The following is a 22496-nucleotide window of genomic DNA, read 5'->3' as shown; positions in this document are numbered from 1 at the left end:
AATGTCCTGAATTATTGTTCCCATAGTTTGGCAAAAGCTTCATCTTCATCTTTAGCTAATGAAAATAATCCTTCATTATTTTTTCCGAAATACATGCATTTGTTAATCCATAACATTAAATCATTTGGTTTGTAATTCTCGATAACAAATGCAACGATGATAAATATAATCGATATGATAACGCCAGCAATGGGAATTCGACCTAAAATACAAATGATTAGTAAAAGGCCTAGAAAACTAGAAAAATAATATAAATTTGACAACAAAATATTACCTTTTTTTTCTTCTTTTTCATAATCTAAGTAATCTAAATAAGCAAGTATTGCAATACCTACTATAGATACACCTTGAGCAATTCTCGAAAGTATTCTAAACCAGAGGACTTCTGTTAATGCCCCTTTGGCCCATGCTGAATTGAGCGTCGCAAATGAAAACTCTAATATTGCGCCAGTTACTCCAATCCAACTGGCGATTAGCCGTTGCCCAGCTCGCGTTTTAACACCGCCATACCAAGCACTTTCTTGTTCTATCATGCTGGCAATTCCTGCAAGTTGAAAAAGAATCGATGCAATATTTCCCGTGCTTGCGGTCACGGAGAGCTTTTGTTTTAGGTAAAGGTTATGAGCTTGTTCAGAGGTTGATATGTCGCTAGTAATACGTTGGGCTATTTTTACGATTTCTTGAGGTGTTTTTCCTTTAAATTCGGGGTGCATATTTTCGGTTAATAATACATTGCTACGTAGAATGCCATCCCCTGTTAAATCTCCCCCTTGGGCACTCTTTATTCCCATTTCTTTGAGCACCGTATCTGCAATGCCTTTTTGATTGATTTGATTTTCAATGGCATTACGAAAAATGTTTTTAGCCTTGAGTTTTTCCACAGGACTCATTTTCTGAGCACTAAAAGTTTCTCGAACGATAGCTTCTGTCAGCATTTTGGATACTGTTTTTCGTGCACCTTTCTCTGACATGCTTATTAATGGGCTATTCTCATTAATAGCAAGTAGTACAGGAAGCCTTGATGTCTTATAAAGAGATGCACTTTTTAACACTCGGATAATGGGACCCGCTAATACATAATTCAATGTGTTAATTTTATCATTAAAGTGAGTCTTTTGGGTGAGATCTTGTAAAAATTGGCTGTGGAAGGATAATAAATTTCCCCATGGCAATGAATGTAATTGTAAATTATCGGTAGATTGAGGGATATGTTCTTTATAAAATTGAGCTGCATCATTTTGATTAAAGATATAGGCTCGCATAAAAATATTTTTTTTGTCAAGAAAATCACCGTTTAATTGTGTTTCAATATAATCTGCACATTCAGCACTGACCTGACTGCCAATTAAACAAGAACTCAAGGTATTTGTATAATTTTCTCCACTTATTTTATTATTCGAATCAAAATTATAAATAAAATAATTTATAAAAAGAGAGTGTTTTAGCATCGCAAGGTACATATCAAACAAAGGGATTTCGTAATTAGATTCGTACTCATTTTTTTGTGTATTGTAATCATTTTTGAATTCATCAATATTATTTTCATTTGCATGTGCCAAATAGCGTTCCCATTCATTATCAGCCCATGATTCGTAATTTTCATTCGTATAATCTCGAATTTTTTTTGCATTTTTTTCCGCAATACTTGGCCATATAAAGGTTTCACCATCACCAAAATAGGCTTTATTTTCGAGTTCTTCCGCGGCTAAAAATTGCTGAAGCTTGTTATTTTCCTTAACATTATATTCAGCTAAAGAGATATTTGAAAAAGCAGTGAGTTTTCTATCAAAATCACTTAATTTGGAATTTTTTCTACAAACAGTAAGAAAGTTATCGTGTGACTGTAGAATTAATTGTGATAGATCTTCCGAAATGGCAATGGGATCTTGAAGATGAATAATTGCTGCACGAGATGGATCGGGGTTTAATGGGATAGAGGCCAAGTTAGTGGCGGTATTTAATAAAAAATCACCATCTGATTTTGTTTTTGTTAACCAAGGAGAAGAATAAAAATCAAAAGAAGATGCTGGGATTTTTGCGTCACAATATTCAGCAACAGTTTGACGAAGTTGAGTTAATGGAACCGTTTGATCTGCTTTTTTATCTAATAGCCATAATTTTAGGTCAAAACATTGCATGTGTTTTTCACGAAATTCTATTTGGTGGTGCATTTCACGAATAGCATCAGTCCATGCGTATTGTGACCAACTAAGCCAAAAACGACCATTATCATTAGGATTTATGGCTAAAGGTAAGGATATAAAGGAAGCTCGAGCGACTTCATCTAACTTAGTTGCACAGGGTTTTTGACCTAATTTAGGAATGATTGAGGGGGCATCGTCCGTCACTTTCCAATAATAGGCATCGTCAGTGACAATATAATCAGTCCATGTTTGTCTTTTTTCATCATAAACATGTAAATAACCTTTTCGAAGAAGACGAGATGTATATTTTATTTTACCGCGTTCACTAACACTGGTGGTAAATTTAGGCGGTAATGCTGGTGCCCCTGAGTTATCAAGGGTGATTGCAGAACGGACTGGGAGGATTGCTACGCCTCTTCTTTCGCAAAAATTACAAGACATAATATTCCTTAATTATAATGTGTTTTCACAATACGCGAGGATGTTATTCCAATCGTCGATGCTCAATAATGAAAGGCTTTCATGAAAGTAACCAGGATATTGACTCGTTTCTTTTAAAAGATTAATTATCTGAGGTGATTGGTAATAAAAATCATGAACGAGTATGCATTGTGTAATAAAAGACATGATGTCATTAGCATCTGTTAGGTAAAACTCATGATGGGCAATAGTAATTTTATCATCAAGTCGTTGGCTAACTTTTAAATATGTAGCTATGTCCATTTCATTATTTAATTTTTTAATGGCCTTATTTATTATTCCGATATTTGAAAGGAGGGCTAACGTATTATTCTTATTATCATTAAATGCTGTTTCTACAAGTTCAGGAAGATAAGTTATATGACCGAATCGACTATGGAATGTAAAAAAATCGATACCGAGAGATTTTATTTTATTAAAGAAATGATTGTGTGGAATTATTCTTATTAATTGCAACATAACATTATGGTCATAATAACGTAATAAATAATTTCCACCTGTTTTGGGTGCATAGATTAAAGCATTAGCAAGGAGATAGATGAGCGTATTATGGTCGTAATGACTTTTGATTAAAATTATTCCTCCATTTTTTTTTGAATCAATTATCATTTTTTGGAGTGTTGGTATTTGTTCAGAATCTAGATGGCGTAAATCAACAAGAAAAGGATATAAATGGGCCTGAGGCGCTATCATTTCTGTAATAATCGGGCTTGCATTCCATGTTATGGGTAGGTTGGGATAAATGACTCTGTCAATAATCACGTGGGAATGAAAGTGGATTGGATACGCATCCTGAAAGTGTTTTGTAACGTCCATATTTAGTCCATTTTAACTATAGCTTCGTTATTAAATGTATCACTGAGTGTTTTGGCTTCGCAAAGCGTAAATCCTTCGAAAGGAATAGTTATGTTTTCAGGTGATAGCATATTGACGTTAGCAGATTTGAAATCAATGTCCCCAGAGGTAACAAACGTTATTTTACCGTTTTCCAATATGATCGATGAGCCATTACATTGCACGGTGACCTTTTTGTTGGCAGTAAGCGTTATTTCATCCTCATTACTGGTGATACTGATCCCTTTTTGAGCGGTCAAGGCAATTTCATCATCTTGAGCTTCTATCTCGATTTTTCCAAAAGCAGATGTTAATTTTGCCCCTAATTCATGAGTAAATATTGAAATTCCTTTTTTAGCGGCTAATGTTAGTCGCCTAAATGCAGTCATTGATGCATTTTCTGAAGATGTAATTACGAAGTCATTGCTTGAGCTTTGTTGCATATATCCCATAGAACTTAAAGCGATTCCATCTGGAGATGATGCTACTAATGAAGCTTGAGAGAGTTGATGAAAATTATTGTCTATTTGGCTTGTATGCCGTTCATGATCAGATGTTTCTACATTTGAATGCCTAGCTAAGTTCATAATGGACTGTGCAAGTTCTAATGCATTACTCAACTGTGTAATTGTTGATTCCATCGCCAACACATCACCACCGGCTTTATCCTGCTTATCGGTGGTAATAAACAACCCTTTGCCCGCACGAATCGCGCCCCAGCTGTCAGTACGTAACTCAAAACCGTCACCGCGTTGTTCGCGTTCTGCGTTCACCAAATGCCCCAAGTTTAACTGGGTTTTTCCGCCATACTCGGTGCTGAGCTTAATATGCTCTTGCCCGCGTTTATCCTCCATACGCAGTTTGTTATTCGCAGGCGTGCGGATCACATTACGGGTGTTATTTTTATCCGTAACGTGGTCGGGGTGGCGGGAATCATGCAGTGCGTGAGCGATATATGGGCGGTCTGGGTCACCCTCATGGAAGGCGATAGCGACTTCAGTCCCTTGAATCAGCGGGAAATGCATCCCATAAGTATCACCGGCGTAAGGTTTAGCCAAACGTACGGGCATACTTTCATAGCCCTTGGTTTTATCATCGCGATCCGCGTCGAATTTGACCCAATAAAATCCATGTTCATTTTGGTGGGCATAAATGTCGTGGTCTTTTGCGCTGGTGACGCGCGCCATTAGTGTTCCGGCAATCACCGGGCGTGGTTTTAGAGCAGGGCGCCAGCACAGTGATTCAGTGTATGGCACGGCGTTAAAGCGAACAGTTAGCGCTTTATCTCGGCTGGCGGTAAAGCGTAGGCGAGTAATTAAAATGGGCGATTTGAATACGCTGGGTAACGTCGAACTGAGCGGATTATCTTGAATACTTAGCACTAATAATGGCGTCAGGTCTGCTGCGCTGCTTTCTCCGCGTAGTAAAGTCTGGCGAGCTAAAAAGCGCTCGTGGTCGAGTCTTGCCCAGAAGTTAGCGGTTTCAGTTTCAGGGCGAATTTTATCCCCACGGGTTAGGTGGCGGCCTTTATAGTGATAAACATCGCCGTAGTTGATTTTTTCGCCGTCACCGCGTGTCATGTCCGCGACAGCGGAAATCAACGTATCTTCCGCCAGTCGGTGGTTATAGTCTTTGGCAAAAACAGTGTTTTCAACCACTTGATGACGTAAAGATAATCCCCAAACACTGTCGACATGGTTATCGCTCAGCCCAGATGGGCTATTTAATGGCAGTGTTTTGTCATACACATAGCCGCGCTGGCTATCTGTAAAGTGGAGTACCTCGGTTTGGGTATCATCTTGTAAACCAAAGCGATAAAAAATACCTACTTCACTGAGTAAGCGTTCAATAAATTGGCGGTCACTTTCGTTGATCTGGTTGATTTGTTCGCGTTTTGGGTACTCTTTTTCGAGATGAAATTCGAACTCCCAGCCTTTGAAATTATGTTCGCGCAGGATCTGTTCAACCACATCAGGAATGGATTGGTTGATAAAGAAACGGTGGCTGCGAATTTGATGGCGCAGTAGCGCAAAAAAAGGCTCGATAACTAACTGGTAGCGAGCTTCATCCACAGAGCCAGAGAGACGGCGGAAATCCGTCACTACGCCATGAACGCGCTTGGCAACACTCGGCTGAGTGGCGAGTCCCATTACGTTACTTATTGGCGCAGAAAAGGTCAGGCTGGCATTACGGCGCAATAATTGCTGAGCAGAAAGATCTTGGGCGGAACAGGTAAACGTAATTTGGTAGCGATAGGTATCGCTAGCGGCCTCACGGCCCGTAAAATGTTCAACGTCCAGTAAATCTGAGCATCCTTGTACTTCTAGGCGATAACGGTTTTGGCCTTGTAACAGGTTTTTGGCTGTATCGAGTAGGCTCATGGATTTATCTCCTCAATATCACTGAAACTCAGGGTGATCCCGTCTTCTTCGCTATAACCTAACGTCAGGCTTTGCGCTTGCTGGTGGTTAGCTTGGCGCATGAGTAATTGTTGGCTTAGTACCGGTAAAATTTGTTGGTTAAGCAGGCTGTCTATATTACGAGCGCCAGTATCTGGTAATAAACAGGCGCTCACGAGCGTGTCATACAGCGCTTCTTCGATAATGCCTTCAAGCTTGTAGTGGGTGTAAAGACGCTTAATGACGCTGGCCAGTTTCATTTCAACAATTTGGCGCAGAGCGACAGGGCCTAATGGGCGATAAATTAAGGTTTGGAAGCGTGCGAGTAAGGCGGGTTGGAAGTGATCGCGCAAGGTTGGGCGCAGCAGTTCTTGCAGTTCGCCGTCGGTAGACTCAGGGAACTCTTCGAGTTGCTGCATAAGCAAGTCACTGCCCAAGTTGGCTGTCATTAAGATCACGGTATTGCGAAAATCAATTTCTCGACCTTCGCCATCGCGCATAAATCCACGGTCGAAAACTTGATAAAACAGATTGAGCACATCGCGGTGGGCTTTTTCCACTTCATCGAGTAACACGACACTGTAAGGGCGCTTGCGGACGGCTTCCGTTAAAATCCCGCCTTGACCGTAACCCACATAACCTGGAGGCGAGCCTTTTAATTGGCTGACAGTGTGGGCTTCTTGATATTCGGACATGTTTATGGTGATTAAGGATTTTTCGCCACCAAACAGGACATCAGCCAAGGCGAGGGCGGTTTCAGTTTTACCAATTCCGCTTGGACCGACTAATAAAAATACGCCTTGAGGGCCATTTTCTGAGGCGAGCCCCGTGCGAGCTGCACGCAGTCGTTGTCCAAGCCCCAGTAATGGACTTTCTTGACCCACAACGCGTTTACCTAGCGAGTCTTCTAACTCCAGCAGTTCGGTTTGTTCGTCTTTTAAGAGGCTGGATAATGGCACGCCTGTCCAGTCGGCGATAACTGTGGCCACCGTTCTGACATCTACATCAGGGGTGATCAGCGGCTCATTTTGTTGAACGAGTTCTAGCTGTGATTGGATATCGCTGACATCTTGGGATTGACGGCGCTGTTCTAAGAGCTCGCTGATAAGTTTTTTTTCTTGCTCAAAACGCTGTTCTAACTCAGCCAGTTGTATGGCGATTTGCGCATCTTGAGTGACTAATTCGCTCAGTAGGGATTGGTTGGTGATGTTGCCAATGGCTAAGTCATCAAGGATCGCTTGCTGTTCAAGTTCTAATGCATTGCGCTTGGCTTTTAAACGGGTCAGTGCTTCAGGGAGCGTATCGAGGCTCATGCGGATACGGGCACTGGCGGTATCGAGCAAATCCACGGCTTTATCGGGGAGTTGACGACCGGTTAAGTAACGGCGAGATAAGGTGACGGCGGCTTTAACCGCATCATCGGTAATGTGAACACCATGATATTTTGCGTAGCGCGGTTTTAATCCACGCAGCATTAAACAGGCTTTTTCATCATCCGGTTCATCGACTTTGACGACTTGGAAGCGGCGTTCTAAAGCGGCGTCACGCTCGAAATATTGCTTATATTCGGACCAAGTGGTGGCGGCAATCGTGCGTAATTCACCACGGGCAAGGGCGGGTTTGAGTAAGTTAGCGGCATCAGCGCCACCGGCTTGGTTGCCTGCGCCAATGATGGTATGGGCTTCATCAATAAACAGTAAAATCGGCGTAGGAGATTGTTGTACAGCTTCAATCACGTTTTTTAAGCGCTGTTCAAATTCGCCTTTGACGCCAGCCCCCGCTTGCAGTAGCCCTAAATCTAATGTGCGTAGTGATGTGGTTTGCAGGCTGACAGGAACGTTACCTTCAACAATACGCAGGGCTAAACCTTCGACTAACGCTGTTTTCCCGACACCTGGTTCCCCCACGAGAATGGGGTTATTTTTGCGACGGCGAGACAGAATATCGACCATTTGACGGATTTCGTCATCACGTCCAAAGACAGGGTCAATCGCGCCTTCACGCGCTTTTTCGGTGACATCCACCGTAAATTTATTCAGCACTGCTAGTAAGGCATCATTCAGTGTATTACCGATGACATTCGGTGCAGGAGCTTCGTTAGCGGATTGAGCGGTAAGTGGTGCTTCCGTCGATAAAGATTGATTATGCGCTGCAAGTTGCTGGACTTCAGGGCGCTCATCGGATTGCGCATCCAGCATCGGTCTTAAGCGTTGTAATTGCGTGAGGCTCAAGGTCATTAATGGCCAAAGGGCATCGTTCGGAACTAAAGAGGGTTGCTTCACCATCGCCGCAAGAATATGGACGCTGCGAATGTGCTCGATATCTTCATCCAATGAGGCTATCACCCATGCGTTTTGAATTAAGTTTAGGAGTGATTTTGAGAGGGAGGGGCGGCTATGGATAGAGCGGGGTAGGCTGTTGATTTCTGTTAACAGGCTTTGCCAAAGTGCAGAAATATCCCATTCATAGCGGCGCGCTAATACCGTGATATCGCTTTCACCCATTTCCAGTAACTTGAGTAACCAATGTTCGATGGTGACCTCAGCATGGGCGCGTGTTTGGCACAAGGAAGCTGCTGCCTCTAGTGCATTTGCACAGAAAGGGTTTAGGCGACGCAATAACATAACTGAAGAATTTTCCATGTTCTCTCCCTAGATAATCTGGTGGATATCAATGTGTTTAGGCACGCTACCGCCCCTAACCGTTAACCGAGGTTCATAAGGTGATATTCGCGATGGGAATGCGCGGTTGAAAGCGCGTATAGCTTGTTTAATGGCAAAATGTGTTGTGTGTGAGTGATGTTGCGCAAGGGGCGCAAGAAAAAAGCAGACGCCGAAACGCCTGCTTGTCTTAATTAAGCGGTAGCACGCTCATTCCAAGAATCGGAATGGATGATGTTGCCGTCTTTGTATGTCCAAGTGATTTTTTCATAGCGCAGCTCAATCTCTTCGAGATGGTTGTGCTTCTCTTTGCCTGGATCTTTGATGTCGTGCATTTTAGGCGCAACTTTCACGACTTTGACGTTTTCAAGTTTGGTGTTGAAATATTCGACTTCTTGTCCTGCGTCATCAATGCGATACCATTTGAATTCCGCTTCTTTCAAGGTTTGACCCGTGGTCACAGCCTTGTAAAGATAAGGGCTTGAAGCATCAATTTCTTTAACGAAAATGAATGGCGTATGGATGCGAGTACCGGTTAATTTACCGGTATTGTTATCCGTTGGGATGTACAGTTTGTGATCTTGAGCAACCACTTCGATGCTGCCTTCACGGTCTTGTACGTCGACAGAACCTTTAATTTCAGCACCGCCATCATCTTTCAGCCATAAATAAACTGGAATAGCCATAACTACTTCTCCTTTCGTGTGGAATGTGTACCACCATCCATCGATGGTACGGTGTTGACGCCCAATATCTGACAAGCCTCAGCTTGCGGTATCAGGCGAATTTCTACGCGGCGATTGCGAGCTCGTCCGTCAGCGGTGTTGTTGTCGGCAACGGGGTTATTTTGCCCATATCCCTGCACAGCAAAGCAGGTTGGCGAGATATCGCTGGTTTGGATCATCCAATCACGGACAGACTCTGCGCGTTTTAAAGACAGTTTTTGATTTTGTTCTGGATTCCCGGTGTTATCGGTATAGCCAGAAACCATAATTAACCAGCCGGGTTTGGCTTTAATATTGAGTAACGCATCAACTAACACTTTGGTCGCGCCCGTTTTGAGTGTGTATTGCCCAACATCGAATAAGGACAAACTATCTAAAGTGACGATTTGAGATGGTGCGGTTGGCGCTTCAGGGGCGATTTCAGGTTGAGAAGGGGCCCAACTTCCTAGCAGGGTATGTAAGTAAGGCAATATTCGATTACCTTGATATAACGCTAAAGAGTAAGCGCTTGGGATCCCTTCGCGCTCCCAGCGTGCAAGCTCAGCGGCATCATCTTGTAGCTGCTGATAAGCGGTTAATTTAGGAGCTAGTGGAACTTCTGAAAGTTGAGAGAAACGAGCAATATCTTCACCAATATGGCGAATGAGTTGCTGGTTATGGTGGTAGCTACCGACTAACGCGCCCACTAAGAAAACCCCAAAAATGACGCCAATAGCACCGAGGCTTTTTTCAGTTCGGCTTAAGCTAATATCATGATGTAAACGGCGTAGCATGACATCCGGCAAAGGGAGTAAATCCGTTGTTTGTACTGAGGAATGCAATGGCAATGTGGTTTTTTCTTGGATGAATTGCTGCCATAAATTGTTCGGTTGGCTAGTGATATCTATCCACTGAATGGCCCATGCGGAAGGGATTTGCTTCGGCGCTCCAGCTTGAGGTAGGGTGAATTGAGGCACTAAAACTTGGTTTAGCCAACTTTGTAAGGTATCTAGCCATAGAGAAAATTGCAGGCTTTGTTCTGACTGTCCGAAATGCGCAGGTAGCCACACGGAGTAAGGGACTGACATCGCACCCTCTTGCTCCACTTGAAACTCAGCTTGATGACTGAGTAACGTCATCCAAGGTGTATGTTCATCATCAACATGCATAGCGGTATCAGCATGATGAGGTTTAGAAAGGTATACCGTGACCCAAAATGGCAATTTAGCGCCTATTTTTTGACGGCTCTCCCCGATAGCTCGACGCCAGTTGAGTAGCGCTTGTGTCAGGGTTTCTTGCTGGGTAAGTTGCTCAGGTAATACAACGTAAAGTAAGGATAAGTGCCCCGATAGCGAAGGGGCATATTCCACCAAGGCGGCAATCAGTTTAACGAGCTCAGTGGGCGCGGATACACGAATATACCAACCTTGATTTGTTTCTCGGTGTAATTGGTCATCCAGAAATAGTGCTTGAGATTGACCACAGACTAAAATGACAGGGCCCTGATAATTATCAGTAGGAAATGCACCCGTATAATCATGTTCAGTGGATAACACTTGGCGTCTTTGTTTATATTGCCAAAACAGCATTCCACCCGTCAGGACTAAGACGAAGACGGAAACAAAAATGGTGACACTTTGCCCTAGAGACCAAAATCCCCAGAGTAACCACAAGAAAAGCCCCGTAGCAAAAAGCGTCAGACACTGTTTGATTGGATTTTGCATGCCTATCCTTGTGTCATCCACTGTTGTAGTAAATGTTCTAACGAAGCACTGAACCCCCACCACATGGCAGCGAGTATTAGGATGCCGCCTATCCAACCAAACCAGTAAAGCCTGCGACGGCTAAACCGTAATTTAGGTTTTACGACAAGAGGTAATTCTGAAGCGATCAGATAGTCTGGAAGTTGAACATTCAGTTGAGCGACGATGCGCTCACGTTCAGGAGCCTCTTTTTGGCGAAATTTACCAACAAACCCGAGGGTAAGCACACGATGAAAACAGAGTAAGACGTCAGTATTTGGGGCGGTTTCATTTAAAATGCTGCGTAGACGATCCCAAAGTTTGTCTCCCGCTTCTAATGTATTGAAGTAGCGAGCTTGCAAAGGAGACTGGATCCATGTGTTGTAGCCATCATCTTGGTGCTGGCGATTCATCACAGATTCATCAATCAGGGCACACTGAGCATATTGCATGTGCTCAATGGCGGATTCTGAGTAGCCATGTTCGAGCAGTTTTTGACGAGTTTCATCAATGAGTTGGCAAACGCGACGATAAAAACTATCCCCTTGAGTGATGGCGGTGCCTTGATGTAATTGACAAACCATCAGCCAAGTTTGAGCGAAGATCATGTCGATAGTATGGTGCGATGTTGTATTGTTCATGAGCGAAGTACCGCAAACAGCTCTAATTGAATGTCACCTAACGTGCTTGGCACATAGAAAGCACATTGCCCTGAAGAGAGCATGGCTTGACCCGCTGGCGTTTCAATATCTAGCGCAAAATATTGATTTTCTAAGCGAAGAGGAACCGCCGTTGGAACATGACTGAGCGGTTTCAATGGAATACCATTGAGTGCCACATTAACGACGTCAGCCACATCATCACTACTGCCCGCTTTGCAAAGGAGTGGAAATTGAGCGATCAGTAAGTGAGCAGGCAAGGATGAGCGAACCGATAAGTAAAAATCGGCTTCTTCCCGTAATCGACCGTCATGGAGTTGACCTTTCCAGAATGGACCTTCTTTTGCCAGTTCAATGCTAATAACACGAGAAGGCAAACTGGCTTCAAGCAGTGTATTTAATAAGGCAAAAAGAGGTGGGAAAACGAGCTCTGGCTGCTCATGCTTGTACAGCGGGATGTCTTCCAACTTACTCTCTAAGGAAAAAGTTAATAAGCTGCCTGCTAAACGAGCTAGCTCCCGATAGAGCAATTCAGGATGACGATGTAATGCGCTACTGAGTTCATTGAGAACAGGCTCGGCGCTATTGAGTGAATTCAATAACCAAAACAGTGAAACATCAGCGACCACAAAGTCGGCCATTTTTTCATTACTTTCACGACGTAGCGCCATTAAACGACGGCGCTTAGCCACTAAGCGGTGCATAAACTCAGAAAGCAATGTTTGTAATTCAGAGCTTCCTTGGCAGGAAAGTAAGGGGGGAATGAAGTGGCTATCAAATTCCCACATCCCTTGAGCGTTGCGAATAAGGCGTGCAACAGGGCAGGTCATATAGGCTTCATTCTCATCATGAGCAAAACGCAGTGTTGCTACGTGACGTAACACGGCAATGTCTGTTTGTTCATGCCCTAATAAGTCTTGGACTTTAACCCATTCTTGGCTAAATCGGCGTGGGCGATCGGTGCCTGTTTCGGGAACTAAGTTTCCGCCATTGGCTAACATTAAAGGCAATGCCAGAACGATATCCAATGAATGGCGATCCGCATAATCATTGAGGGACAATACCGGAGGCAGGGCATCAGCTAAGGTTGTGTCAATCAGTGTGCCGTCGTGAAAGCGCACCACTATTTTTTGGGCGCTTACGCGAGAGAGCGTTAATGCACTGATATCAAACTCGGTACTAATGACGCCCCACGTGGAGGCGATACCCATTTGTGCGACGACTTCAGCAACATGACCGTCCCAACGGGCTTGCTGTTGAAATTGCTGAGGGGCCAAAAAGGCCCCGTCTGTCCATAGGGGACGGTAGATTTTCATCTTGAATGACCTTTAATAACCGTTAGGCTTTAGCTTTAGGCATTTGAGAAACTAGCGATAAATCAACATCCATACCTTCTACTTGGAAGTGTGGAACCGCATACAGTTTCACACGGAAGAAGCCCGGGTTATCTTCGATATCTTCAACAACCACTTTTGCATCACGTAGCGGGTGAGAAGCTTGTAAATCATCACCTGGGTCGGTCATTTCAGTGACTAAGCCACGAACCCAGTTATTGAGTTCTAATTCAAGTAAGCGTCTGTCTTTGGTGGTACCAATGTTTTCGCGTTGAATAAGCTTCAAGTAATGAGCGATACGGGACAGTAAGAAAATGTACGGTAAACGGGCGTTGATACGGCTGTTCGCGGTGGCATCCGCGGTATCGTATAACGCGGGCTTCTGCGCAGAGTTAGCAGAGAAGAAGCAGGAGTAATCACGGTTTTTGTAGTAAGACAGCGGGATGAAGCCAAGATTTGCAAATTCAAATTCACGAGTCTCTGGGATCATCACTTCGGATGGAATTTTTACCTGACTGCCCGTGCCTAAATCAAACAGGTGGATCGGGAGATCTTTAACAGCACCACCAGCTTGAGGGCCACGAATTTGTACGCACCAGCCGTTGTTGATAAAGCTTTTCACCATGTTAGCAGCAAAAGCAAAGGTGGCGTTGGTCCACAGGTATTTCTCGTGGTCAGGGCCTTTAACTTCTTCAACGTAGTTGAAGCTACGAACCGGTACGGTATCTGGGCCATATGGTAGACGACCAAGCACACGAGGCATGGTTAAGCCGATATATCGAGCATCATCAGAGTCACGGAATGATTTCCACTTGATGTACTCAGCGCGGTCAAAATAGTTGCCAATATCTTTGATTGCTGCGACTTCTTCCATCGTCTCTTTGCCGAAGAATTTTGGTCCCACAGAACCAATAAATGGCATATGTGCGGATGCTGAGACTTTTGAGATGCTACGCAGTAAGGCGATATCTTGCGGGCTACGGTCAAACTCATAGTTAGAAATCATTGCAGCGATAGGTTCGCCACCTGGGGTGTCATATTCAGCAATGTAAGTATGGTGATAAAGGCCGCTTTGAATGACTTCAGGGCTATCTTCGAAATCTTGACGTAAATCGTCTTTCGCAATATCGAGCAGTTCAATTTTGACGTTTTGACGAAAATCAGTGCGGTCAACGAGGAATTTCAAGCCACGCCAAGTGGATTCAACTTTTTGGAAGTCTTGGTGGTGCATGACTTCATCCAATTGTTGGCTGATTTGCTTATCAAGTTCAGCGATATGATGGTCGAGTAGGTTTCTATCTAAACGCTCGACTTTTTGACCTGATGATTTTAAACGGTCGAGGAAAACTTGAACGGCGACAGTGACACGCTCATCAGCCGTTGCATCTGCCAAGGCAGCATTGTCTTGGAATGCGTTAATATCACTGATTGATGCGACTGGCGTTAAATTGATTTTTTCGAACAACGAAGCGTAAACACCTTGGTTTGAGGTGTCATCCAGCACAGTTGTTGCGCCTTGAGTTGATTCAGTTTTTACAGACATCAGCATAATCCTTTAATAATCCAAATTAATCTTTCTTCGGCGCTAGCTGTGCTAGTTCTTCACGAAGTTCATCACTGAGTTCTGGATCCTTAAGGATATTTTCCAGTTCACGGCGGAACGTTGCGTTATCGAGGAGATTAGATTTCAGGTCACGCAGCAGATTGCGCATGGCTAACATTGCGCGCAGTTGTGGAATTTGACGGGCAACTTGCTCAGGCTCAAAATCTTTCATGTTTTTGAAAGAGAGGTTGATGCTTTCTTCACTTCCATCAGCTGCAAGGGTATTTTTCACAGTGAGGTTAATGGTCGGCGCAAATTCAGTGAGTACACTATTAAAGTTATTTTTATTGATATTGACTTTTTCTCGCTCAGATAATGCTCGACTATCTTGTCCATTGCTGTAATCACCAACAGCTAATAATTTAAGTGGTAATTCCACTTTTTTCTGCGCACCACCCGTGTGCAAGTCTAATTTGATATTAACCCGAGCCTTCGGTACTTCATTTTGGAAGCTATCTGACATTTTAGGAGTCCTTTAGTGGTATTACTCGCTTTAAATATGAATTATTGGTAAATGAAATATATTCTTAAACTTTAATTTAGCTTAAATCAGTTTGCTATTTTATATAATTTTAAGGAGGATAGATCAAGGTTTCTAATGAATTTGATTTTATATTTGAGCAAGGCGCAACGTATTTTTACGTATCAATGCCTATTTAATTAATTAAAAATCATTTAAAATCAATGTGAATTTGCGTTTTTAATAAATGTGAGTGGATAATTTACAGGGGGTTTTGATAGTGAAAATAGAGAATATTCTTAAGGGAATTAGAATATATAAATAATTTTACACATTAAGAGGGTGATATCGGGAGATAATATAGACTAAATACTATTTATTGAGTTATTTCTAATTTTTAATATAAATCGTTAATTAAAGCTAAAAATAAAGTGTAAGAAAATGTGTAATGGATATAAATTACGCGAAAAATTTAAAATAAAGCATAATGGATGATTATGCTAAATTAGTTTGGAATAATAAAATTTATTCTAAACTGTTCAAAAAATGATTTTATTGAGTGAAATATTGCACGAAACTCAAATAATTTTCGTGTGAATTAAACGTTCGTTTTGGAAAAATATAGGCACATGCCGTACCTTTAATAAAAGATTAAAAGAATGGTGGTTATTATTCTGATAACCATGCAATTTGGATATCAGATAATGATCAAAGAAAGGGAAGTATTGAATAGCAAAATGCCAACCGAAAAGACTGGCTTGAGTGAGAATTTGGTCGGCACGAGAGGATTTGAACCTCCGACCCCGGACACCCCATGACCGTGCGCTACCAAGCTGCGCTACGTGCCGATTAATGAATACATGCCTTTACAACAAGGGCTTTAGACAAAAAACATACTACTCAAAACGTTGGCAAAATCAAGAGTAAGCCCAGATGGTTGCTTGAAATTTAAGCGCTAATTTTCATTGAAACGTTTAAGTTCTGTAAAGATTTTCAGTAGTTCAGCAAGGTCTGGTTTGTCGTCAGTTTGCTCGTTGCCTTGTGGGTCATAGATATTAAATTGGCCGTTATGATCCATATACATGGTAGCGCTGTTGGTGGTAATGACGACATCGCTTTTATCTCCGGTGATCACCCACGGATAAGTGCGCTGCGCACTGAAGAGATCTTCACCTTGACTGTAATCATCAGGCGGGTTGTTGACATGTAATACACGCTGCATGATGGTAGTCATGACATCTTGATGACTAGTCAGTTTGTCAATTTGTTGCGCTGGAGTATTTGGCCAGTAGATAAATAACGGGACTTGCATGCTGTCACGGTTAAAGTGTTTCTTATTCACCCAGTCAGTATCTTGCGAACCGTTACTGTTATAATTTGCTGTGATCACTACAATGGTATTGTTTAGCTTGTTTTGGCCCTTCAGTGTATCAATGACTTGACGGATTTGGTTATCCGTTTGATTACTTCCAGGTGCTCCCTTGATGTTTAAGAATGAGAACCAAGGCGAGCCATGTTTCACGTTGTCCAGCCACAAATTCCACTGTGCAATAGTTTGTTTGTCACTGTCCGACGCTTTTGTTGGCAAGGAGTAGTCAGACAAAATCGCTTGTCGGAATAATGGTGAGCTAAACCCATCAGTGGAGAATAAACCAAACTGGTAGCCTTGGTGCTGTAAAGCTTCAACCAAGACAGAAGGGTGGCGACCATTGAGAATGTTATCAATATAACTTGATGAGATACCGTAGAACAGCCCAAATAAGGCGGTATCATTACGTAATCCAGAAGTATAGTGATTGGTAAATTGGGAGCTGATATTCTTGAACTCTTTCAATGAGTTCATTTGGTTTTGCTGAGAAACATTACCTAAATCATCAACAACCAATAAAAGTAAATTGTAACCCGTACCTTGGTCTTGGTAACTAAGTGGTTTCAATGGGTACTGAAGTTTCAGTGCTGTTGGGCTACCTTGCTGGAATACACGATTTTGATGTGCAGTTAGGTCGAGTAGACCATATTTATCAAGCAGTTTACGTGCGGTCATTGGCTGAGACAGCGGGTAGTTATAGCGTTGCATAGTGATGGGGCGATAAAAATTGGCATCCGCCCATGCATACATTAAATGAGACATCACAAATGTTGCAATGAATAGGCCAGCAAGTGGGCGTCCAAATGTTTGACGGCTTAGGCTGCGTAATTTTTGCCAGCTCCAAGTTGCAAATAGCATCTCAACAAGAAAGATAATGGGGATACTGATGAACATCAGTTGCCATTCGCGGGCCATTTCACCCTTGGCGGGGTTAATGACTAAATCCCATACCTGTGGGGTAAGATGGAGACCAAATTGGCTAAAGACGCGAATATCAAAGAGTAATAAGGTGAGTCCCGCGGTGGCTAGCGCTACACAGATAACCCTCAACAATCGTTGGGACATAACGATAAAGGTCAGCGGAAAGATGATTAGCAAGTAAGTGGCGAACACCACGAAACTGAAATGACCCAACCAACTGACGAAGGCATAAGCGCGACCAGCGAAGGTATCTGGCCAGTCAAAAATAAACAGATAGCTGCTACTTAGCAAAAGGCAAAGTAGTATATTAAAAAGTGCAAACCAGTGCCCCCAACCAATCATGTTGGAGACTTTATCACGGTAGCGCTGATGGGTGACCATGCTGTTTATTTATCAACCAAATTAGTGTGATTTATCTTCTTTTACAGAAGAAATTAATGCATTGGCAAAGGACTCTGCAATCATTTTACGCTGAGCAGGGGCAACAGACGTATTGAGCAGATTGGTAACCATGTTACCGAGTACCATTAATGATAGATCAACGGGAGTATGGTTTTTTTCTAACACACTAACAAGGTCAGACAGTAAACCTTCAACTTTTTCATCACTATAGCGAGATGATTGTGGCATAAATTATGACATCCTAAATTAATGAAAGCTCCATATGATAGCCCATTGTGGGTGACTTTTCTTCATTCTTTAAACAAATTTTCGTTTAATTGATAATAATGTTTATTTAGATCACCGAAGTGGATAATAGTTCGCCATAAAAGTAATAAAAAAATGGCTGTTAACAGTTTCAGTTGCAGACAAATACTAACAGTGTTTGAATACGCGACATTATTTCTGCTAGCGAAAGGAGCCAACAATGAGTCTGGAAATTACCCAGATAGCGTTACACCAGTTGATTAAACGAGATGAACAGACCTTAGAAGTCATGTTGCGTGATTCGTTATTGACGACAGACAATGTTGTGCAAGACATGATGGCAGAATTACATCGTGTATACAGTGCAAAAAGTAAGGCATTTGGTGAGTTCAACGAAGAGAGTGAACTTGCTGAAGCGTTAACGTTACTGCGTAAGGGTGAAGAAGAGTTTTTAGGCTTTAGCCGTGCAATGACTGTGCGTTTAAAAGATGAGCTGGCAAAATACCCGTTTGCTGAAGGTGGTATTGTTCTCTTTTGCCAATATCGTTACTTGGCAGTGGAATATCTCCTGATTGCTGTTCTGAATAGTTGCGATAGCATGTTTGTGACTGAATCCCTCGATTTGGGTACGACTCACTACTTAGATATTCCTCATGCGGATATTGTGGCGCGTATTGATTTGACTGAATGGGAAACTAATCCAGAGTCGAAGCGTTATCTGACTTTCCTTAAAGGGCGAGTAGGGCGTAAAGTGTCTGATTTCTTTATGGACTTTTTAGCGGCATCTGAAGGTTTGAATGCGAAGGTACAGAATAAAGGATTAGTCCAAGCATTGGATGACTTTTGTGATAATGCGCAAATGGATAAAAACACTCGCCAAGCCTATCGCCAACAAGTTCATAGCTATTGCAGTGAGCAATTGCAATCAGGCGAAGAAATTGAGCTGAAGGAACTCTCAAAAGAGTTACCGATGGTGGAAGAGCAAAGCTTTGAAGATTTTACTCGCCAAAATGATTATCAATTGGAAGAGAGTTTTCCTGCTGACCGCGGTACGTTGAAACAATTAACGAAATTTTCAGGCAGCGGTGGGGGGATTACGATTAGCTTTGATGCGATGTTAATGGGAGAACGTATTTTTTGGGATCCCGTGACAGACACATTGACTATCCGTGGTACACCGCCGAATCTGCGTGACCAGTTGCAACGTCGCGGTAATAAATAGTGAACGATGGATTGTCTATCGAAGTTTTTATATTAGAAATTTTACGTTAGAAATAAATAACGCCGCAATTGCGGCGTTATTTACTCGGCGTCCCGAAAAAACTTTAAAGCTCGGCTATGGGCTTAATTAAGCGCGCAGGAAGTCAATGTGCGTCACTTTTGGCTTAAATGGGTGACGTTGAACAGCCTGAACTTTTACTTTAATTTCTTTACCATCGATAACCAGAGCCAGAACTTCGTAAAATCCTGCTTTGCTTTCTTGGTTAATGATTTCATCGTGGTTCAGAGTAACAGAGATAGCTTCTTGGTTGCCACCGTAAACGATAGCTGGCAGTTGGTTAGCTCTGCGCAGGCGGCGGCTCGCACCCTTACCCTGCTCTTTACGTTCAATTGCATTGATAGTTAACATTACAATTTCTCTATAAAAGAAAAAATAAAAATCCTGCTACAGGCGACCCAGCAGCAGGTTCGAGATTTGGCCCCGTAACATCATTTCGCTAAGCGAGACATACAAAGGCGGGCGGCATTTTAACGAAAAAACGGCTAGCGGGCAATCATTAAGATCATTATCTTTCTGAGTTGGCATGATTTATTCGTCAGTAATCGTGTTTTTTCTGATTATCTTAATGATGCTGCAAGACGGAAACGCCCCTGATAATCAAAGATTTTCTCTCTAATCTCCCAGTAACTTTCTTTTTTCCGTGCAACAATAAATTGTGGATAACGTAATAAAGCTTGTTGTGAAATAATGTCGTTCGCATTATTCCAATGGAAAGGAACGCCTGGGGCACGATGATGCTCTCGTAGAAATCGGAATTCAAACGCGCGTTTTTGAGCTGGAGTGGTGAGACGAAAACGCTCAGATACCGACGTGCCATCTTCATCGTAGTAGGTGATTTTCAACCATTCGCCTTTTGCATCCGAGCCTGACGTGAGTTCCATTCCTCCGCAGCGTAAGATTAGAGCGTCTTTGAGTCGTAATGCGGCTTTGAGCATATCATCGGGGTCAGTAAGCACCTCTTGGCATTTATGGCAACGTCGTGCGGCAATGTCATTTTCCGCACCACAATGGGGGCACTGTTTAAATCGAAAGCGGAACTCACATTGTTGTTTTCGCCCATGCTCATCCTCTTCCCACCCTTGGCAACGACGCCCATAGTGCTCGACAATTTGACCATCAGCAGTGCATTTCCCCCAAAAAACATTGGCAAACTGACACAGTGGACAGAAAACTTGGACTGGAACGCTAGTGGAGTTGGGTTTGCTGCTACCAACTTCGGGGCGAAAGAGGTCGTGAGGGTTTCCGGCATAGTCCAGAATTAGGCACTGTTTTTTCCCTTCACTCAAGCGTAAGCCACGTCCAACAATTTGCTGATATAAGCTGACGGACTCTGTTGGGCGTAAGATGGCAATTAAGTCTACGTGCGGTGCATCAAAACCTGTTGTCAGTACCGAAACGTTGACAAGATAATGTAATTGTTTGTTTTTAAATTGTTGAATGATGTTTTGGCGCTCAAGGGATGGTGTCTCTGCGGTGACTAAAGCCGCAGTATCTTGAGGTAAATAACTTAGGATCTCTTTAGCATGTTCAACCGTAGCGGCAAAAATCATGCATCCTTGTAATGGTGTTGCATATTCAACAATCTGCGCCACAATTTTCGGTGTAATACGCTGCTGTTTTTTGAGGGATAAATTGAGTTCTTGCTCGCTAAAAATGCCCGATTGATTCACAGAAACTTGACTGAAATCATATTGTAATACAGGCATGTCTAAGCGTTCAGGGGGAACCAAAAATTGGTTTTTGATCATGTAATGCAGCGGTAATTCATAGATACAATCACGGAAAAAACAGTGTTCATCACCTTTAACCATTCCGTGGTAGTGGTATTGGTAAATCCATCCATGGCCTAGGCGATATGGGGTAGCGGTCAAACCCAAAATACGCAGCGCTGGATTATGTTTTTGTAAACTTAGGATAATTTGCTGATACTGGCTTTTTTCGTTTAAGCTGATGCGATGACATTCATCGATGATCACTAAGGAAAATTTGTCATCAAAGTGTTCAAGATTACGTGCTACCGATTGCACACTTCCAAAGACCACTTTACTGTGGAATTCTTTGCGATTGAGACCTGCTGCGAAGATATCTGCCTCTTGGCCATAAGTTAGATACTTGGCGTGGTTTTGCTCAACTAACTCTTTGACATGCGCTAAAACTAATACGCGGCCACGAGCCAGTCTCGCTAATTCTGCGATCACTAAGCTTTTTCCTGCCCCTGTCGGGAGCACAATCACCGCGGGCGTAGTATGACGTCGGAAGTACTGGATCGTCGCGTCAACGGCTTCTTGTTGGTAAGGGCGTAAAGTAAAACTGGATGAGGCTGCAGGCATATGAGTTAGTTTTTTCAAAAAAGTTAGATTATTAATGTTAAATTTAAGTTAAATCCGTGGCTAGGTCTAAATTTAAGCGTATCCCTTGCTGTGCTATCACTTGTAACAGGTTATTGGTATAATAAATTATGTGATAGTAATCACAGCAATCCATCTTTCTATCTTATGACAGCGCGGTGCTATTGTACCTCTCGCTGACATTCCATCAAGTTAAGAGAATCTATGCGACTGGATAAATTTCTGTCCCAGCAACTTGGGATAAGCCGGAGTTTGGTGGCGCGTGAGCTGCGTGCCGGTAATGTCATGGTTGACGATGAAGTAGTAAAATCAGGTTCGATGCAAGTGGGTCTTGATAATGAAGTTGCCTATGATGGCAATGTGTTAGTGCAAGTCACGGGGCCTCGTTATTTTATGCTCAATAAGCCAGAAGGCTATGTTTGCTCTACCGATGACCCAACGCACCCTACAATTATTTATTTTATTGATGAGCCAATCGCCCAGAAACTCCATGCTGCAGGTCGTTTAGATATTGATACGACAGGGTTAGTGTTATTAACGGATGATGGGCAATGGTCTCATCGCATTACCTCGCCAAAACATCATTGTGAGAAAACCTACCGAGTTCAACTGAGTGAAGACATCGCTGATGATGTCGCGGTACAGTTTGAACAGGGTGTCATGCTAAATGGTGAAAAATCACTAACGAAACCTGCGAAATTGACGATTATTTCTCCACGTGATGTCCGACTGACAATCAGTGAAGGGCGCTATCATCAAGTTAAACGGATGTTTGCGGCAGTCGGAAATCATGTATGTGGTTTGCATCGTGAGCGAATAGGGGAAATTCGTTTAGATGAGCAGTTAGAGCCGGGAGAATATCGCCCACTGACTGAAGCAGAGATTGAGAGTATTACGGTTCCCCGTTAA

16 protein-coding genes and 1 tRNA gene are annotated in these 22496 nt (G+C 42.8%); 2 read left to right on the top strand and 15 right to left on the bottom strand.

Annotated elements, in window-relative coordinates:
- Positions 1-11: 11 nt before the first annotated feature.
- The 13 genes from LDO73_RS10875 to LDO73_RS10815 form a co-directional block, all read right to left on the bottom strand.
- Positions 12-2585, bottom strand: a complete 2574-nt coding sequence (locus LDO73_RS10875; RefSeq protein ID WP_224057892.1) for a T6SS effector BTH_I2691 family protein — start codon at positions 2583-2585, stop codon at positions 12-14.
- 12 nt (positions 2586-2597) lie between these two features.
- Positions 2598-3440 (bottom strand): DUF4123 domain-containing protein, encoded by an 843-nt coding sequence (locus LDO73_RS10870; protein ID WP_224057891.1) that lies wholly within the window; start codon positions 3438-3440, stop codon positions 2598-2600.
- Positions 3441-3442: 2 nt separating this feature from the next.
- Positions 3443-5839, bottom strand: a complete 2397-nt coding sequence (locus LDO73_RS10865) for a type VI secretion system Vgr family protein (RefSeq protein ID WP_224057890.1) — start codon at positions 5837-5839, stop codon at positions 3443-3445.
- A complete protein-coding gene (tssH, locus tag LDO73_RS10860) occupies positions 5836-8499 on the bottom strand; it encodes a type VI secretion system ATPase TssH (protein WP_224057889.1) in 2664 nt (887 codons plus the stop codon). Before tssH ends, LDO73_RS10865 begins: the two co-directional genes overlap by 4 nt.
- 212 nt (positions 8500-8711) lie before the next feature.
- Entirely contained in the window at positions 8712-9203 is a 492-nt protein-coding gene (locus LDO73_RS10855) for an Hcp family type VI secretion system effector (protein ID WP_224057888.1), read from the bottom strand.
- 2 nt (positions 9204-9205) lie between these two features.
- Positions 9206-10945: an OmpA family protein gene (locus tag LDO73_RS10850; protein ID WP_224057887.1), complete on the bottom strand. Its 1740-nt coding sequence runs from the start codon at positions 10943-10945 to the stop codon at positions 9206-9208.
- 2 nt (positions 10946-10947) lie between these two features.
- On the bottom strand, positions 10948-11604 hold the full coding sequence (gene tssL / locus LDO73_RS10845; RefSeq protein ID WP_224057886.1) for a type VI secretion system protein TssL, short form: 657 nt from the start codon (positions 11602-11604) through the stop codon (positions 10948-10950).
- The gene (gene tssK, locus LDO73_RS10840; protein WP_224057885.1) at positions 11601-12938 is read right to left on the bottom strand and encodes a type VI secretion system baseplate subunit TssK; all 1338 of its coding nucleotides are present in this window, start codon (positions 12936-12938) and stop codon (positions 11601-11603) included. The genes tssL and tssK overlap by 4 nt, the downstream gene beginning before the upstream one ends.
- A 22-nt stretch (positions 12939-12960) precedes the next feature.
- Positions 12961-14505, bottom strand: a complete 1545-nt coding sequence (gene tssC / locus LDO73_RS10835) for a type VI secretion system contractile sheath large subunit (protein ID WP_154603551.1) — start codon at positions 14503-14505, stop codon at positions 12961-12963.
- Positions 14506-14524: 19 nt separating this feature from the next.
- Positions 14525-15022 (bottom strand): type VI secretion system contractile sheath small subunit, encoded by a 498-nt coding sequence (gene tssB, locus LDO73_RS10830; protein WP_224057884.1) that lies wholly within the window; start codon positions 15020-15022, stop codon positions 14525-14527.
- Positions 15023-15790: 768 nt separating this feature from the next.
- Positions 15791-15867: transfer RNA gene (locus LDO73_RS10825), tRNA-Pro, on the bottom strand.
- 107 nt (positions 15868-15974) lie between these two features.
- Entirely contained in the window at positions 15975-17690 is a 1716-nt protein-coding gene (yejM, locus tag LDO73_RS10820) for an LPS biosynthesis-modulating metalloenzyme YejM (RefSeq protein WP_224057883.1), read from the bottom strand.
- 21 nt (positions 17691-17711) lie between these two features.
- Positions 17712-17939 (bottom strand): YejL family protein, encoded by a 228-nt coding sequence (locus LDO73_RS10815; RefSeq protein ID WP_039855328.1) that lies wholly within the window; start codon positions 17937-17939, stop codon positions 17712-17714.
- 238 nt (positions 17940-18177) lie between these two features.
- On the opposite strand from LDO73_RS10815, the gene yejK reads away from it, so the two are divergent.
- The gene (yejK, locus tag LDO73_RS10810; RefSeq protein ID WP_108477940.1) at positions 18178-19179 is read left to right on the top strand and encodes a nucleoid-associated protein YejK; all 1002 of its coding nucleotides are present in this window, start codon (positions 18178-18180) and stop codon (positions 19177-19179) included.
- Between the two features lie 126 nt (positions 19180-19305).
- Here yejK and rplY read toward each other — a convergent pair whose 3' ends face one another.
- Entirely contained in the window at positions 19306-19587 is a 282-nt protein-coding gene (gene rplY, locus LDO73_RS10805; protein ID WP_224057882.1) for a 50S ribosomal protein L25, read from the bottom strand.
- 209 nt (positions 19588-19796) lie between these two features.
- On the bottom strand, positions 19797-21569 hold the full coding sequence (locus tag LDO73_RS10800; RefSeq protein WP_224061176.1) for a DEAD/DEAH box helicase: 1773 nt from the start codon (positions 21567-21569) through the stop codon (positions 19797-19799).
- 222 nt (positions 21570-21791) lie between these two features.
- Here LDO73_RS10800 and rsuA point away from each other — a divergent pair, with 222 nt between their 5' ends.
- Positions 21792-22496 (top strand): 16S rRNA pseudouridine(516) synthase RsuA, encoded by a 705-nt coding sequence (gene rsuA, locus LDO73_RS10795; protein WP_224057881.1) that lies wholly within the window; start codon positions 21792-21794, stop codon positions 22494-22496.

It is taken from the genome of Providencia alcalifaciens, from assembly GCF_915403165.1.
GTDB lineage: Bacteria > Pseudomonadota > Gammaproteobacteria > Enterobacterales > Enterobacteriaceae > Providencia > Providencia alcalifaciens_C.
This window is presented reverse-complemented; position numbering and strand designations above follow the sequence as displayed.